17 protein-coding genes are annotated in these 14680 nt (G+C 31.8%); 2 read left to right on the plus strand and 15 right to left on the minus strand.

The features are described 5' to 3' along the window. Positions 1 to 97: 97 nt before the first annotated feature. Both ACVC5O_RS14505 and ACVC5O_RS14510 read right to left on the minus strand, forming a co-directional pair. Entirely contained in the window at positions 98 to 1027 is a 930-nt protein-coding gene (locus ACVC5O_RS14505; protein WP_452222202.1) for a mevalonate kinase family protein, read from the minus strand. Positions 1028 to 1117: 90 nt separating this feature from the next. Further along, the gene (locus ACVC5O_RS14510) at positions 1118 to 2197 is read right to left on the minus strand and encodes a diphosphomevalonate/mevalonate 3,5-bisphosphate decarboxylase family protein (protein ID WP_452222203.1); all 1080 of its coding nucleotides are present in this window, start codon (positions 2195 to 2197) and stop codon (positions 1118 to 1120) included. 152 nt (positions 2198 to 2349) lie between these two features. Here ACVC5O_RS14510 and ACVC5O_RS14515 point away from each other — a divergent pair, with 152 nt between their 5' ends. Then, positions 2350 to 2907 carry a TetR/AcrR family transcriptional regulator gene (locus tag ACVC5O_RS14515; RefSeq protein ID WP_452222204.1) on the plus strand — a complete coding sequence of 186 codons (558 nt, stop codon included), beginning with the start codon at positions 2350 to 2352 and terminating at the stop codon, positions 2905 to 2907. A 9-nt stretch (positions 2908 to 2916) separates the two neighbouring features. On the opposite strand, the gene ACVC5O_RS14520 is transcribed toward ACVC5O_RS14515, so the two are convergent. Continuing rightward, positions 2917 to 4122 (minus strand): NAD(P)/FAD-dependent oxidoreductase, encoded by a 1206-nt coding sequence (locus ACVC5O_RS14520; protein WP_452222205.1) that lies wholly within the window; start codon positions 4120 to 4122, stop codon positions 2917 to 2919. Beyond that, positions 4119 to 4796, minus strand: a complete 678-nt coding sequence (locus ACVC5O_RS14525; RefSeq protein WP_452222206.1) for a glycerophosphodiester phosphodiesterase — start codon at positions 4794 to 4796, stop codon at positions 4119 to 4121. Before ACVC5O_RS14525 ends, ACVC5O_RS14520 begins: the two co-directional genes overlap by 4 nt. 85 nt (positions 4797 to 4881) lie before the next feature. On the opposite strand from ACVC5O_RS14525, the gene ACVC5O_RS14530 reads away from it, so the two are divergent. Continuing rightward, the gene (locus ACVC5O_RS14530) at positions 4882 to 5697 is read left to right on the plus strand and encodes a hypothetical protein (protein WP_452222207.1); all 816 of its coding nucleotides are present in this window, start codon (positions 4882 to 4884) and stop codon (positions 5695 to 5697) included. A gap of 65 nt (positions 5698 to 5762) precedes the next feature. Here ACVC5O_RS14530 and ACVC5O_RS14535 read toward each other — a convergent pair whose 3' ends face one another. The 11 genes from ACVC5O_RS14535 to ACVC5O_RS14585 form a co-directional block, all read right to left on the minus strand. Further along, positions 5763 to 6038, minus strand: a complete 276-nt coding sequence (locus ACVC5O_RS14535) for a hypothetical protein (protein ID WP_452222208.1) — start codon at positions 6036 to 6038, stop codon at positions 5763 to 5765. 16 nt (positions 6039 to 6054) lie between these two features. Then, positions 6055 to 7272, minus strand: a complete 1218-nt coding sequence (locus tag ACVC5O_RS14540) for a bifunctional alpha/beta hydrolase/OsmC family protein (RefSeq protein WP_452222209.1) — start codon at positions 7270 to 7272, stop codon at positions 6055 to 6057. Between the two features lies 1 nt (position 7273). Next, complete coding sequence (locus tag ACVC5O_RS14545) at positions 7274 to 7786, minus strand: peptide-methionine (S)-S-oxide reductase (RefSeq protein WP_452222210.1); 513 nt, start codon at positions 7784 to 7786, stop codon at positions 7274 to 7276. Continuing rightward, on the minus strand, positions 7787 to 8239 hold the full coding sequence (locus ACVC5O_RS14550) for a TlpA family protein disulfide reductase (protein ID WP_452222211.1): 453 nt from the start codon (positions 8237 to 8239) through the stop codon (positions 7787 to 7789). 59 nt (positions 8240 to 8298) lie between these two features. Further along, positions 8299 to 8796: a peptide-methionine (S)-S-oxide reductase MsrA gene (gene msrA, locus ACVC5O_RS14555; protein ID WP_452222212.1), complete on the minus strand. Its 498-nt coding sequence runs from the start codon at positions 8794 to 8796 to the stop codon at positions 8299 to 8301. Next, on the minus strand, positions 8783 to 9043 hold the full coding sequence (locus tag ACVC5O_RS14560) for a peptide methionine sulfoxide reductase (RefSeq protein ID WP_452222213.1): 261 nt from the start codon (positions 9041 to 9043) through the stop codon (positions 8783 to 8785). The genes msrA and ACVC5O_RS14560 overlap by 14 nt, the downstream gene beginning before the upstream one ends. Positions 9044 to 9047: 4 nt before the next feature. Beyond that, a complete protein-coding gene (locus ACVC5O_RS14565) occupies positions 9048 to 10610 on the minus strand; it encodes a protein adenylyltransferase SelO (protein WP_452222214.1) in 1563 nt (520 codons plus the stop codon). A gap of 16 nt (positions 10611 to 10626) precedes the next feature. Then, complete coding sequence (locus tag ACVC5O_RS14570; RefSeq protein ID WP_452222215.1) at positions 10627 to 11160, minus strand: N-acetyltransferase; 534 nt, start codon at positions 11158 to 11160, stop codon at positions 10627 to 10629. A 1-nt stretch (position 11161) separates the two neighbouring features. Then, positions 11162 to 11650, minus strand: a complete 489-nt coding sequence (locus ACVC5O_RS14575) for a peroxiredoxin family protein (protein ID WP_452222216.1) — start codon at positions 11648 to 11650, stop codon at positions 11162 to 11164. A gap of 59 nt (positions 11651 to 11709) precedes the next feature. After that, a complete protein-coding gene (gene msrB / locus ACVC5O_RS14580; RefSeq protein ID WP_452222217.1) occupies positions 11710 to 12171 on the minus strand; it encodes a peptide-methionine (R)-S-oxide reductase MsrB in 462 nt (153 codons plus the stop codon). A gap of 120 nt (positions 12172 to 12291) precedes the next feature. Further along, entirely contained in the window at positions 12292 to 14676 is a 2385-nt protein-coding gene (locus ACVC5O_RS14585; RefSeq protein ID WP_452222218.1) for a GAF domain-containing protein, read from the minus strand. Positions 14677 to 14680 lie beyond the last annotated feature (4 nt).

The following is a 14680-nucleotide window of genomic DNA, read 5'->3' on the forward strand; positions in this document are numbered from 1 at the left end:
TCTTCTGAAGCGTATAGAATTTAAAAAAACAGAATCTGTAGTTTAATAAATAGGATTTTAATTGGTATTTCTTATTAAAATTTATTAAGAATGTTTACTAGAAATTATAAACCACCTCTAGCTTATGATCTTTAAGGGTTTGTTTAGCAACATCAATATCCTCAGTAAAACCAAGAATATAGCCTCCACCACCAGAGCCACATAATTTTAAATAATACTCATTAGTCTCAATCCCTTTTTTCCAAAGCTCATGAAATTGAGAAGGAATCATAGGTTTAAAGTGATTAAGTACTACTTTAGATAATTGTTTAGTGTTTTTAAACAATGACTTTATATCACCTTTTAAAAAATCGTCCACACAAGCATCTGTATGTTTTATAAATTGATTTTTAAGCATATTCCTGAAGCCTTCTTGCTTCATATTATCCATAAAAATACTAACCATTGGTGCGGTTTCACCTGTAATACCACTATCTAACAAAAAAACAGCGCCTTTACCATTGGTTTGTTGGGTTGGGATACCAGTAGCTTCAATATTCTCTTTAGAGTTTATAAGTATTGGTAAACTCAAATAACTATTTAAAGGGTCTAAGCCAGAGGATTTTCCGTGAAAAAAAGATTCCATTTCAGAAAAAATAGTTTTCAGCTTTAAAAGCTTTTCTCTTGTTAGGTTTTCTAAAACAGTAATTTTGTCTTGTGCATATTTATCGTAAATCGCAGCAACCAAAGCTCCAGAACTTCCAACACCATAACCTTGCGGTATTGAAGAGTCAAAATACATGCCTTTAGACAAATCTTCAGTCATTGACTGCACATCAAAAGCGACTAAACTATTGTCTATATTTTGCAAATACTCTGCAAAACGTTTTAAGCTTGTATTAGACTTAATTGCACTTTCCGATGGATTTTTATCTGTTTTTAAAGCGCCTTTATAAAAGTTATAAGGGATTGAGAGTCCTTTAGAATCTTTAATAATTCCGTACTCTCCAAAGAGTAATATTTTTGAGTAAAAAAGAGGTCCTTTCATGTAGATAAGCAATTGGCTTTAACAAATATACGTATTATTATAATAATTAGTTTAAATCTTGTTAGCGCTACTACATTTTTTTTAAAAACATTAACAAAGTTGAGCTCCAAATCCTATTTGGTCGCTTATAAAATGATTGTTTTGACAATAGCGTAATAACTCTGTTTTTATAAAATTAAGTATCTCTTCTTTTTGGGATTCAGGATATAAAACATGGACATTAGCACCTGCGTCCAATGTAAAACTAATATGTTTTCCTGTTACTTTTCTAAATTCCCAAATGGCATTTATAATATGTAATGTGTTTGGTTTCATTAAAATGAAGTAAGGCATGCTCGTCATCATCATAGCGTGTAACGTTAAAGCTTCGCTTTCAACCACTTCAATAAACGCAGTTAAATCACCAGATTCAAAAATTGAAATTAGACGATCCATATTTTGGTGCGCTTGCAAAAATCGCTCTTTAGAAAAAGGATGATTATGCATTAAATTATGACCAACAGTACTGCTTACTTGCTTTTCACCTTCATCTACCAACAAAATAGTGTCTTGATAATTCTTAAAATTATCGTGAACTTTTAATGGGTATTTAACACCAAACAAATTAGAACTATTTGGAATGTTTTTATGAGCTCCCCAAACTACAATATCACCTTCTATGCTTCGGCAGGCACTACCAGAACCTAAACGTGCTAAAAAAGAAGCTTTTTTATTAAAATATGCTTCTGTTATATTTGGATTGTATTGTTTTTCAATACTCATCAAACATAAGGCTAAAGCACTCATTCCAGACGCTGAAGAGGCTATGCCAGAACTATGCGGAAACGTATTTGTGGTTTGTATTATAAAGTGATACTGTTTTAAAAAAGGGAGATAGGCTTCAATACGTTTAAAAAAAGTTTCAATTTTAAATTTAAAATCATCTTTTTGTTCGCTATCTAAATAAATCTCAAAACTAAAATTCTCATTATCTTCTTTGGGAACATAAGTTAATTCAGTTATCGTTTTGCAATTGTTTAAGGTAAAACTTACAGATGGATTTGCTGGTATTTGATGCTCTTTTTTGCCCCAATATTTTACTAAGGCAATATTACTTGGAGAAGACCACTTAACGGTTCCTTTTACTAATTTTATTTCAGATTCTTTAGATTGGAATTCTGTTTGAAGCATACTTAAAATTTTAGCAAAGATATGATTTTACTTACTTAATTATATAAAACATTACTTCTTTGAGTGCATTTCGTCGAAAATAGCAAAAAAACATTCTGTCAATCGGCAAGTTTTTATATTTTGGCCATCCCGAACGATTACTCAATCTACAAATGGACAAAAAACAAAGAATCCTACTTACCATGTTAGAATTGGTTGTGAAACAAGGTTTCCACGCTACTCCAATGTCTCAGGTTGCCAGAGAAGCTAATGTTGCTGTTGGTACTATTTATCATTATTTTGAAACTAAAGAGCAAATTATTGAGGAACTCTACATGATGATTTTTAAGGATTTTGGTGTAGTTTTAATGGCTAATATTAATGAGGACCAGCCATACGAAGAGCAATTTAAACGCATGTGGCTAAACCTTTATAACTATTTTGTTAGCAACCCATTAGCTTTTCATTTTTCAGAATTTATAGCTGTGCCACCATTAATTCCTAAAGAAACAATTGCTAGAACAGTACCTTACTATATAAATATTAGAGACTTCTTTTTAAAAGGAATTAAAATTGGAAAATTAAGAGATGTACCTGTTAGACTTACTATGCAAATGATTTATGGTAACGTTATTGCAGCGATACGATTAAAAGATAAGGAAGAGCTACCAATGAATCACGATCAAATTGAGCACGCCATTACCATGTCTTGGAACACAATTAAAGCTTAATTTTTAAGCTTAAATACTCTGTGAAACAATATAAGCTCCAGTCCAAGCGTTTTGAAAATTAAAGCCTCCTGTAATTGCGTCTATATTCAATATTTCGCCAGCAAAATAAAGGTTTTTATGGCATTTGCTTTCAAAAGTTTTAAAGTTAATTTCCTTAAGGTTTATACCTCCTGCTGTTACAAATTCTTCTTTAAAAGTGCTTTTACCAGTAACCTGAAATACAGCTTTAGTTAATTGATGTGCTAACTGCTCTAATTGGTCTTTATTAAGATCTGCCCATTTTTGTTGGTCTTGTATTTGAGCAGCTTCCACAAGTTTTTGCCACAAACGTTTGGCTAAATTAAATTGTGCAAACTTTAAAACTGTTTTTTTAGCTAACTCTTGCTTTATTGCTTTTAATTGCTCTAAACAGTCTTCAAACTCTTGTTTAATAAAGTTAACTTCAATTTTAAAGTTATACTTGCGTTTTGCTAACTCTATTGCGCCAAAGGCAGAGAGTTTTAAAATGGCTGGCGCACTCATACCAAGGTGTGTTATAAGTATTGGACCTTCGCTTTCTAAAGACGTTCCAAGTACTTTTATATGTGTGTCTTGTGCTACTACACCAGGAATATTTTTAATGCGCTCATCCTTAATATCAAAAGTGAAAAGCGATGGTACTGGATCTTCAATAGTATGACCTAGTTGTTTTAAAATAGTCCATATTTTTGGATTGCTTCCTGTGGCTACAATTATGGTTTTAGCTTCAAATTGCTTATCATTAGTTTCAATTAGCCAACTGTTGTTTTGTTGAGCGATGTTTTTTACCGAGTGGTTTAATAACACCTCAACATTATGTTTATCGGCTTCAGTTTTAAAACAATCAATTATAGTTTGTGAGGAGTTTGATATAGGAAACATCCTTCCATCGTCTTCAATTTTTAATTCCACACCTCTTTTTTCAAACCATTCTATGGTATCTCCTGTCATAAAGGTGTGAAAAGGACCTAATAATTCTTTTTCACCTCTTGGGTAATTTACTATTAATTCTTGCGGAATAAATTCTGCATGAGTCACATTACAGCGTCCTCCACCAGAGACTTTTACTTTGGTTAGCACTTCTTTTCCGCGCTCTAAAATAGTGATGTTTAGGTCTGGTCTGCGTTCGGCCAAATTTATTGCAGCAAAATAGCCTGCAGCTCCTCCTCCTATAATTATTACGTCTTTTGCTTTCATAATCTGTCTGGGAAATCAGAAATTATTCCATCTACTTCGTAGGTTTTCATTCGTGCAATGGCTTGTTCTGTATTTACTGTCCATGTATTTACCAAATAGCCTTTTGCTTGTGTTGCTTGTACATTTCGTTTAGAAAGTAGTGAGAAATTAGGATGTATTGCTTTCGCTTTTATAGTTTCAGCAAAAGTAATCGCCTCGTCTAAATTCGCTTTTGTAAGCACTGCTAAAGCTATGTTTTTGTTGGCTTTAAACACCTTTTCTAATTCCTGGTGCTGAAAACTCGACACTATAAAATTGGAATATCTCCAACCATTACTTATATAATCTTCAATAATTTTACAACATGCAAGTGCTGTATTTTTGCCTTTTAATTCAATATTTACCAAGCACTTTTTGTCAATAACATCTAAAACTTCCACTAAAGTGGGAATTTTAAAATTCTCTTCAACATATAATGCTTTTAATTGCTGAAGTGTAAATTCCGACACTTCTCCACTTCCGTTTGTTAATCTATCTATTGTAAAATCATGAAACACTACAAGTTCTCCAGAAGCGCACAAATGCACATCGAGTTCAATACCATCTACATTATATTCTAGTGCTTTTTTAAAAGAAGGAATTGTGTTTTCTGGCAAATACCCTTTTGCTCCTCTATGTCCTATTTTTAAAGGCATACTGCTTATAATTTTAAATAATATTTATGATTTTAAATTTGAAATTCCCTCAAATTCTTCTTAGTTTATGTAAAAACCACAATTTATGACTTTTACATTAAAACCTTTATTTTTTTCTTTAATTCTTTTATTAGCTAGTGATTCTGGAAACCTAAAAACTGTTGCAGATATAGATAAGGATTTATCTGAATCTTCTGCTATTGAAATAGTATCAACTTCTAATCTTTATTGGACGATTGAAGATTCCGGTAACGATAATACACTTTATGGTTTAAACGAAAAAGGAAAAATTATTAAGGCTATTGAAATTGAAAATTCTAAAAATAAAGATTGGGAAGATTTAGCCAGTGACACTAATGGAAATATTTACATTGGTGACTTTGGAAACAACTCTAAAAAAAGAAAAAACTTTACTATTTATAAAGTGGCAATAACTAATGATTTAAATGAGGAAGCTACGGCTGAAAGGCTTCATTTTAAATTACCAAAAAAGATGAAATCTGAAAATTTTGAAGCATTTTACCATTATAACAATAGCTTATTTATAATAAGCAAAACAAAATCGAAGGCAAAAGTTTTTAAAATTAATGATAGTTCAGAAAATCAAATTGCAGAGTTAGTTTCTAGCCATAAACTCGATGGAAAAAACAATTTAATTACTGCTGCAGACATTAATGAAACAGGCCAAAGTATAGTGTTATTAAACCATGATAAAGTTTGGAAACTGAGTAATTATAACAATGAAGATATTTTTAGTGGCACTATAGAATCTTACAATTTTGATCATGATTCGCAAAAAGAAGGTGTAGTATTTAAAAACAGCTCTACACTTTTAATTACGGACGAGCACAATAAAAAAGATGGTAAAATTTACCAATACACATTTAAAGATTCTAAATAATAAATTTAATAAATAAGAGGATTTCACAACACATAAAAAATCCTCTTAAAATTTTATTTAAATAACTATACTTTGTCTTTATAGCTTATTTTACACGTTTCGCAGGTATAACTATTTTTACTTACTGTGATTTTGTCTAGTTTACGTGCCACCTCTTTTACAAAAGAGTTGTATGTTTCTTCGCTTGGATTTGGGTTTTGACCTTTTATAAATTTATAATATTCGCCATCCCATTCTTGCTTTCCCCAACAATTAGGACAAACACCTTCTGGAGCTTTTCCTGTTGGCTCATTATTGCTTTTCTTTATAAAATAGGTTTTTATATTTTGTATTAGGCTCATACTTTCTTTTTAAAATTTATACTATTGATGTTTCAAAAATAACTTCTCTAGCTAAAGTTTTGTGAACTGGACAACGCGAAGCAATTTCTTTTAAACGTTGTTTTTGTGTGTTGTCTAAATTACCAACAAATTTTAATTTTTTAGTAATATGATCTAAATAAGTAGGCTTTTCTACTTCTATTTTTAAATCATCACTATGTTTCCTAGAGTGAGTAACATATACAAACACCTCTTGTAAATCCCATTTTTTTCGTTGTGCATACATTTTTAAAGTCATTGCAGTACAGGCAACTAAACCTGCGTTTAGATATTCGTAAGGTGAAGGTCCAAAGTCATCACCTCCAATACTTGCAGGTTCATCTGCAACCATTGTATGGTTTTTTGTTTGTATTACTGTAGTAAAATTATCTTCGATTAAATTTAAATGCCCAACCATTTGCTCTCCTTTGGTCTCTAACATTTTATTCTCTTTAGGCTTAAAATAACGTTGAACCCAAGTCCCAATCACATTACCTGCATAGTTACTATCATTAGTATTGGATAGTAAATGGTCTGCATTATCTAAAGTCACAAAGCTTTTTGGATGATGCGCATTTATATAAATAGTTTCTGCATTTTTAATACCTACAATGGTATCTGTTGGAGAATGCATAATGAGTAAGGGTTTGCGTAGTGTTTTTACAATTGAAGGCAAATCGGTTTTATCAAAATCGGCAACAAATTCTGGATTAATTTTAAATGGTCGTCCTCCTATATTTACTACCACTTCTCCTTTTTCTCTAATCTCATCTATATTGTGCGAAAACAAATGTTTTACATGACTTACTGTTGCAGGAGCTCCAAGTGTTGCCACTGCTTTTACAGCATCTAATTTTGCAGCAGCAGAAATTACAGCAGCTCCACCAAGGGAGTGACCAACTAGTAGAGAAGGCGCTTCGAAGTTTGCTTGTAAATAGTCGCTTACAGCGATTAAATCTTCTACATTAGCAGAAAAATGACTCTCGGCAAATTCGCCTTCACTTTTGCCTAAACCCGTAAAATCAAATCGCACTACTGCAAATCCATAATTGGTTAATGCTCTACTAATATTTTTTACTGCACTTAACGTACTAGAACACGTAAAACAATGTGCGAAAATTGCATAATAATTTGGTTTTTGGTTTGCAGGCAACTCTAAATAGGCTTGTAGTGACAATCCTTTTGAATTTTCAATATTTAATTTTTGACTTTTCATATTAGATGACGTGTTTTAATTTTTCTGGATTTGTAAATTCAGAAAAAGTGTTGATTAGCAGCTTTAATTTAGGCGAAATAAAAGTTTCGCAAAATGGTTTATTTGGATTTTTCTGGTAATAATTCTGTATTGCTTCTCTCGAGGCTTTAAAACTCACAAAAGGATATACTTTTGTAACTATTTTATAGTCGAAATGCTTTTGAAAACTTTCAAGAATAGCATTTGCTTCTTCGCATTGTGCTTGTGAAAACGCATAAATTGCCGAACGGTATTTTGTTCGCATAGAATGATTACTAGAGCTTTTATGAGTTAATAAATGAATTTCGGTTAAAGTTTTTAGCTTTATTTCATTAGGATTAAAATGAACGATTACAGCTTCGGAAAAACTAGAATTTTCTCCCTCTGAAGCCACGTAGCCTTGCTCCACATTTTCAACGCCTTTTAAAGCTTGAAAAACGGCCTCTGTACACCAATGGCAACCTCCTCCAAACGCTATTTTAGTAAGTTTTTTCAATTATATACTTAACAATTCATTTATTTTAAAGTCCAAACGAAGCAATGCAATGTTTGGGTCAGATCCAAAGATTGAATACTCTAATTCGCCATTAGCATTTACTAAAATCCAATGTGGTGTTCCTCTTGCAAGATACTTTTTAAAGGTATTTGCTTCTTGATCTTTATAAATAGGGAAACGTATATAAAAATCTTCTTTTGCTTTTTCAAAATCATGAGACGCATATTTTTGACCTTCAAAACGTGTGTGAATGCCTACAACATTTACTTTATCTCCATTTTCTACAACCACTCTATTAGCATAAGGCAAGGCTCTACCTTTACAACCAGGACAACCTAAGTTAAAAAACATTATGAGTAGAGGCTTCCCTATAAAATCTTTAATATTTGGAGCTTTGCCTTCAAAAATTGGAGATATTTCCCAATTTGGTAATGGTTTATTAATTTCAATCATGTTGTTTACTCATTACATATTAACGGCTTCCTTGCTTTCTAGACTTTTGGACATAAATTTTACTTTATAAAGCTATCAATATCGCGCTCAAAATGACACGTATAGCCATTTGGATTTTTTACTAAATAATCTTGGTGGTCTGGTTCTGCTGGCCAGAATTTAGAATAAGGCTCTAGTGTTGTTGCAACAGTGCCTTCCCATTTTTTTGAGTCGTTAACAATTTTAATCATTTCTTCTGCTTCTTTTTTTTCTTCCTCATTTTGAAAAAATATTGCAGATCTGTAACTAGAACCTATGTCGTTACCTTGTCTATCTACTGTTGTTGGATTATGAATTCTGAAAAAATAATCTAATATGTGTTTAAAAGAAGTTTCTGTATCATCGTAAGTAAGCTCGATACCTTCTGCATGTCCTGGATGGTATTTGTAACTTGGATTCTCATTCTCTCCTCCAATATAACCTACTTCTGTATCTTTTATCCCTTTTTGGGTTCTAAAGAGGTCTTCCATTCCCCAAAAACAACCTCCTGCTATATATGCTTTTTTATAATTTTTCATCTGTATTTAATTTAATGTGTTTTAAAAAATCTATTACTTTTTGCTTTGGCATTTCACAAGGTTTTAATAACTCCTTGCTTGATGTAATATAATAATTCAGGCTAATAAAATCATTGCCTTGTAACTCCTTTGCGTAAATTTTAAATGATTTCCCTGCGTTAAAAGTCTGTTTAGTTATGCTATATTTTTTGTTGTTATAATGCCCTTCAGAGTAACCTTCTGGTATTTTATTTATATAGTTTATCATAGCTTTAAGAGCTACAAGAGAGCATGGAACATCCTACTTTATGCCTTGCCCAATCTGGTCGTTTTGCAAACCACTTTTCGTGTTCTGGTTGCTCATCATAAGGCTTTTTTAAGAGCTGAAACAAGTCGTCTATTAATTTATAATCACCTTTATCTGCATCGTCTATTGCCAATTGTGCCATATAATTACGTAAGACGTATTTTGGGTTAACAGCATTCATTTTTTCTTGTCTTTCTTTGTCTGAAAGCGTTTCGTTTTTTAAACGTAATGCATACTTGTTAAACCAGTTTTTCCATTGGCTTGCAATTGTGTCTGACACTTCATTAGGTACGTAAAATGCTTTTTTCACAACTTTTAATCCTTCTAAAGGCGCTTCGCTTTTAAAATTACTTAACAACCTAAAAAAGAGAGTCATATCTGTCTCTGTAAGTTGAAGCATTTTTTCTAAATCTTGAATTAGTAAACCATCATTTTCATCTACATTTTCTAAACCAAGCTTAGCTTTCATCATGGCTAAATGCTGCGTTTGATAATCTGTTCTAAAGGATTCTAAAACCTCTTGTAGTGCTTCCGTATCTTCAATTAATGGATATAAGGCATTTGCTAATTGGTATAAATTCCAAAGTACAATTTCTGGTTGGTTTCCAAACCTATAGCGTTTAAATTGGCTATCTGTGGTGTTTGGTGTCCAACCCAAATCAAAACCTTCTAACCAGCCATAAGGTCCATAATCTATGGTTAAACCCAAAATAGACATATTATCTGTGTTCATTACACCATGTACAAAACCAACGCGTTGCCAATGGATTACCATCTCTAAATTAAGGTTAGACACTGTTTTAAAAAATTTTAAATAAGTTGCTTTACTTGGTGTTCCTAAATATTTAAAGTGCTGTTTTATTGTGTAATCTACTAACGTTTTTAAGGTTTGCTTGTCTTGTCTTGCTGCTAAAATTTCGTAATTACCAAAACGCAAAAAACTTGGAGCAACTCTTGCTACAATGGCGCCTTTTTCGAACTCAGGATTACCATTATACATTACATCTCGCAACACAGAATCACCAGATAAACTAAGCGATAATGCACGTGTTGTTGGCACTCCTAAATGAAACATTGCCTCACTACACAAATACTCTCGAATAGATGATCGCAACACTGCTAAACCATCTGCAGTACGCGAATATGGTGTTTCGCCTGCACCTTTTAATTGCAGTGTCCATTGTTTACTATTGTGCTCTATTTGTGCTAAATTAATTGCGCGACCATCTCCTAATTGTCCTGCCCAATTACCAAATTGATGGCCTCCATAACACATAGCATAAGGTTTAGTCTCAGGTAATACTTTATTGCCAGTTACCACATTTTTAAACACTTCTGTTTTTAAATCTTTTGGAGAAATGCCTAAACTTCTAGCCATTTCTGGAGAGGTGTGAATCACCAATGGATTAGAGGTTTGCTTTGGAGTTACATAAGAAAAACATGCTTTTTTTACTTGTCTTCTCGTATTTTCTAAAACAGGATCTGCTGGTAAGTGTTGTGTAAATGTATTTTTTGTATTCAATTTCATTTATTAACCGTTCTATTTAATGCTCTATTATGGAATTCCATTTTTCACTGCGAGAAGCTACCGCTTTTACATAACTACATACTGCAACAGCTTTGTAACCTTCCTTAGTAAGTTGCTCAAACGTTTTTAAAACTAATGTTTTACCAATTCCTTGTCCTTGTAATTCTTTTGGTACTTCCGAATGAATTAAATACATTTTATCATCGCGAATTTCATACTCTACTAGTGCGTTTTCTCCATTAGTTTTTAAAATGAATTGTTTTTTATTTTTATCGTGAATACTATCCATGTTACTTAATTTAAGTTTGTTTAACCATTTGTCTAATTCTTCTTTTCTAGGATTTCTTAGTTTCTTTTTTCCTATTGTAATTGTTGGAAAATTTAACTTTCTATTTACATAAAGTCCTCGTAATTCTTCTGCATAGTCTTCATTTTTAACAACATCTAGAAACTGATAGTCTAACCCAGCATTCTCTAGTTCTGCTTTATAATATTGTGTTTTATGGCATATTTCTGATCCATATAATTTTATAATTGGAATCGCTCCCATTTTATAACGTTTTTAAAAATTGGATTGCAGCATCTGCATTGAGATTGAACTCACTAAATACAATATTATCGTGCTTATCTATAAATAAAAACCAAGGCGTTCCTTTTGTTTGGTAATTTTTCATAACATTAGAAACTGATTGTCCATCTTCTCCTGCATCATGTCCAAATGGGATTTCTAACTTATATTGTTGTTGTATATCTACCATTTTTTCAAAGGTGTTTGCTTGGTGTCCTTCAAAAACCGTTTGTATAGCTAAAAATACAATGTTATTGTTTTCTTTTAAAGCATTTACCATTTTCTTTAAATCTGGCAAACCTTTGCTGTGGCAACCTGGACACCAACTTTGAAAACAGTAAATAATTTTAAATTTACCTTTAAAATCTGATAATTTTATTGGAGTTGTTGCTTTTCCTTTTTTATCTACCCATTGGTGTACATTAAATTCTGGAGCTTTAAACACTGGTGTTTGCTCTTTTTGATTTGACATTATTTTGTCCTTTCTTTCGTTAAGTTAAAGTTACAGTAGCGTAACTTATTATTGAATTTTTAATGACTACCAGCTTCCTTTTTTTCTAACTGCATGGATTCCGAATTTATACAATAACGTAATCCGCTTGGTTCTGGTCCATCAGGAAATACATGACCTAAGTGCGCATCGCAAGTATTACACATAACCTCAACACGAACCATCCCAAAAGTGGTATCTCTTTCGTATTTAATAGCATTTTCCTTAATAGGTTGTGTAAAACTTGGCCAGCCTGATCCTGAACTAAATTTTATAGTAGAATCAAATAATGGCGTATTACAACATATACAATTGTATTGGCCTTCATCATAAATACTACAAAGCTCGCCACTGTGTGGTCTTTCTGTGCCTTTTAATCTGGTAATTCTGAATTGCTCTGGAGTTAATTGAGCCTTCCACTCCTTTTCGGTTTTTTCAACACGACGTTCTGGAGTTGGGTTTCCGTTAACGGAAAAGTTGATCACTTCTTTCCAAGTAAGCATAATAATGAGTCCTTTCTTTGTTAAATTAATACAATATGCTTTTCAACATAAATATAGTCGAAATAGTATTGCTTTCCTTACAGTTAATATTAATTTAACTTCTTGTCTAATTTTAACTTATTAAGACTCGATAGTTTTCATCAAATCATTGTAGGTATAAAACTCTTTTTTATTGCTCTTTTTTTGGTATAAAATATTAACACGTAACGCTTTTAAACCTGTGACACCTTGCAAATCCTCTAGTTCTAAAATTTCTACTTCGTTACCTAATTTTTGTTTAGATTGTAAGAATTTAATGTATTGTAAGTACTCCTCTTCGTCTTCCTTTTGAGAATACACAATGGTTAACTTTCCTTTGTCTGTTATACGCTCGTTTGTCCCTTTAATATTGGCTTTATCCACACGTTTTTTAACCACTTCGTATCTGGCATTATATGTTCCATCAACATCAAAATGCTTTTCATCTACTCTAAAACGTATGGATAGTGGTTGGTTAAAAACCAAAACCATAGAGGCAACATCTAATGCAATTGGGTATTCGTGTTGGCGATTATAAAATGCATTTTCCATTTCGCACATAACTTGTAATTGCCATAGTCTAAGGTTATATAAATAAATTTCGTTAAAAGAATTTTCTTTAGTAATGGCTTCTCCAATGTACATATTATGTTCTACACCATCGGTTTTAAAACGTTCAAAAAAATGAGGATACATTTTTTGAGCTTCAACTTGTTTTTTATCTAATAATGACGACATGTTTTTATTAATGAGGCTTATGGTGTCGTCGTAATTTTTTCGGTAGTAATAAATAACATCTAAATTTGTATCTACTTTCGAAAAGTAATCTTCAATATCGTCTTTAATATAAGATTTTGATTGTAATTGAAATTTAAAAAGCGGTTCGATTTCTTGTTTAAAAAAACGTGTGATTTGCTGTTCACTATCCACTTTAAAGTTTGCTCTTAAAGCTTTTTTATAAGTTTTAATTTGAAATAAAAATTGTTCAAAAATCGGAAGCTTTTCAGTTTTAAATGCGCTTTTAACTATGCGTTCTACCATTTTTAACTGAAGCGATAAATCTTTTTGAGTTGCAGTGTTTCTAGCATCTGAAGAGCCTTTTACATCTATTTGACCAAATAATGGATAGACATTTTTAAAGGCAATTTTGCTAAACATTGGGTTTTCTTTGCCTGCGTGCTCTTGCGCCATAAAATGTCTTGCAGCACGCTCAAATTTCCATTTTACACTTGGATGAATTGAGGTACACTCGCGTTGTATAATGGCTTGGATTAAGTTTTCTTCGTCAATTTTAGAGCGTTTAACAGCAGATACTATAAATGGCATAACATCTGCCAACTTATTTGCGTTTAAACTATTTAATGCATGAGTTTTTTTAGACACTAACTCTAAAACAGCTAATAATTGACCATTTTCTGCAATTGGTGCAAAAATAGCACTTTTAAAGCCTTGCTCTGCTAATGCCTTTACTTGTGGAGCTTCGCCTTTTGATTTCTTTAGGCTATTATCGACATCTGAAATTGCAAGATTGGTTTTATCATTTAGTATTTTATTATAGCTATAATGACAAAACAAATTTTCGCAACTAAACTCTTCTTTAGTTTTTAGTAAAAAACTATTTATACTAGAGTCGTGTACTTTCATTAAAGTGTCGTCTTCTTTATTATAAATAGAAAAACCTACTTGTAGATCTTTTAAATTTAATAACGATCGGAAAACTCTTTGAAACTCTAACATAAAGCTTTGGTCTTTACGTTTAGCGCTTCCTATAAGCGTTGTTTTTATATCTGATATGGATTGATCGTCTGTAACATCAAACATATTTGAAATTACAAATCCTTTTGATATATAACTATTTGGTGGAAATTTAGCTTTCCACATTTCAATATTATTAAAGTTATCCAATAATTCGTCTAAATCTTCTTTGGTTAATTTAGGCGCTTTATCGGTTGGTAGAATCTCCATAAAATCTGCATTATACATGATTTTATAGATTCTAACAATGCCATTTTCGTCAGGAATTTCATAGTATAACGGACGCTTAAAATTGGTATTATAACCATAAACGTAGCGCATAATAATTGTACAAGCTAAAATATACCAATCGTTTTCTGGCATATTTTTTATTACAGGTGTAAAGTCTTTACCTGCTTTTGCTAAAATAGTTTTAAAACGTTCTGATGCGTTAAAAACAAAATTATGATAAGGTACACTAGCGGTTTTAATTTCGTTTAAACTTAAAACTTCGCTAAAAGCATCCTGCAATAAAATTTGAATCTCTTTTTTATGTTGCTCTAAAACCGATACTTCACTAAAACCATCTCTTAACACTGGGAAAGGTTTTTGTATTTTTAAAACACGACGTGCCTTCGCAGCAATAAACTCGTCTTTGCTGTTTGCTAATTTCTCATAACGTTCAATAAGTTTATTAAAACTTATTTTAATAGAGAAAGGCAGATTGGTATTGTCGTTTAAATTAGTAATCATAGTC

It is taken from the genome of Lacinutrix salivirga (assembly GCF_053604675.1).

Bases quoted from the DNA above. Each gene is read 5' to 3' on its own strand.
- ACVC5O_RS14525 (WP_452222206.1), bottom strand. From the start codon at position 4,796: ATGCCTTTAAAAATAGGACATAGAGGAGCAAAAGGGTATTTGCCAGAA.
- msrB (WP_452222217.1), bottom strand. From the start codon at position 12,171: ATGCTTACTTGGAAAGAAGTGATCAACTTTTCCGTTAACGGAAACCCA.
- ACVC5O_RS14505 (WP_452222202.1), bottom strand. From the start codon at position 1,027: ATGAAAGGACCTCTTTTTTACTCAAAAATATTACTCTTTGGAGAGTAC.
- ACVC5O_RS14510 (WP_452222203.1), bottom strand. From the start codon at position 2,197: ATGCTTCAAACAGAATTCCAATCTAAAGAATCTGAAATAAAATTAGTA.
- ACVC5O_RS14530 (WP_452222207.1), top strand. From the start codon at position 4,882: ATGACTTTTACATTAAAACCTTTATTTTTTTCTTTAATTCTTTTATTA.
- ACVC5O_RS14535 (WP_452222208.1), bottom strand. From the start codon at position 6,038: ATGAGCCTAATACAAAATATAAAAACCTATTTTATAAAGAAAAGCAAT.
- msrA (WP_452222212.1), bottom strand. From the start codon at position 8,796: ATGAAAAATTATAAAAAAGCATATATAGCAGGAGGTTGTTTTTGGGGA.
- ACVC5O_RS14570 (WP_452222215.1), bottom strand. From the start codon at position 11,160: ATGGGAGCGATTCCAATTATAAAATTATATGGATCAGAAATATGCCAT.
- ACVC5O_RS14515 (WP_452222204.1), top strand. From the start codon at position 2,350: ATGGACAAAAAACAAAGAATCCTACTTACCATGTTAGAATTGGTTGTG.
- ACVC5O_RS14585 (WP_452222218.1), bottom strand. From the start codon at position 14,676: ATGATTACTAATTTAAACGACAATACCAATCTGCCTTTCTCTATTAAA.
- ACVC5O_RS14550 (WP_452222211.1), bottom strand. From the start codon at position 8,239: ATGATTGAAATTAATAAACCATTACCAAATTGGGAAATATCTCCAATT.
- ACVC5O_RS14540 (WP_452222209.1), bottom strand. From the start codon at position 7,272: ATGAAAAGTCAAAAATTAAATATTGAAAATTCAAAAGGATTGTCACTA.
- ACVC5O_RS14520 (WP_452222205.1), bottom strand. From the start codon at position 4,122: ATGAAAGCAAAAGACGTAATAATTATAGGAGGAGGAGCTGCAGGCTAT.
- ACVC5O_RS14565 (WP_452222214.1), bottom strand. From the start codon at position 10,610: ATGAAATTGAATACAAAAAATACATTTACACAACACTTACCAGCAGAT.
- ACVC5O_RS14560 (WP_452222213.1), bottom strand. From the start codon at position 9,043: ATGATAAACTATATAAATAAAATACCAGAAGGTTACTCTGAAGGGCAT.
- ACVC5O_RS14575 (WP_452222216.1), bottom strand. From the start codon at position 11,650: ATGTCAAATCAAAAAGAGCAAACACCAGTGTTTAAAGCTCCAGAATTT.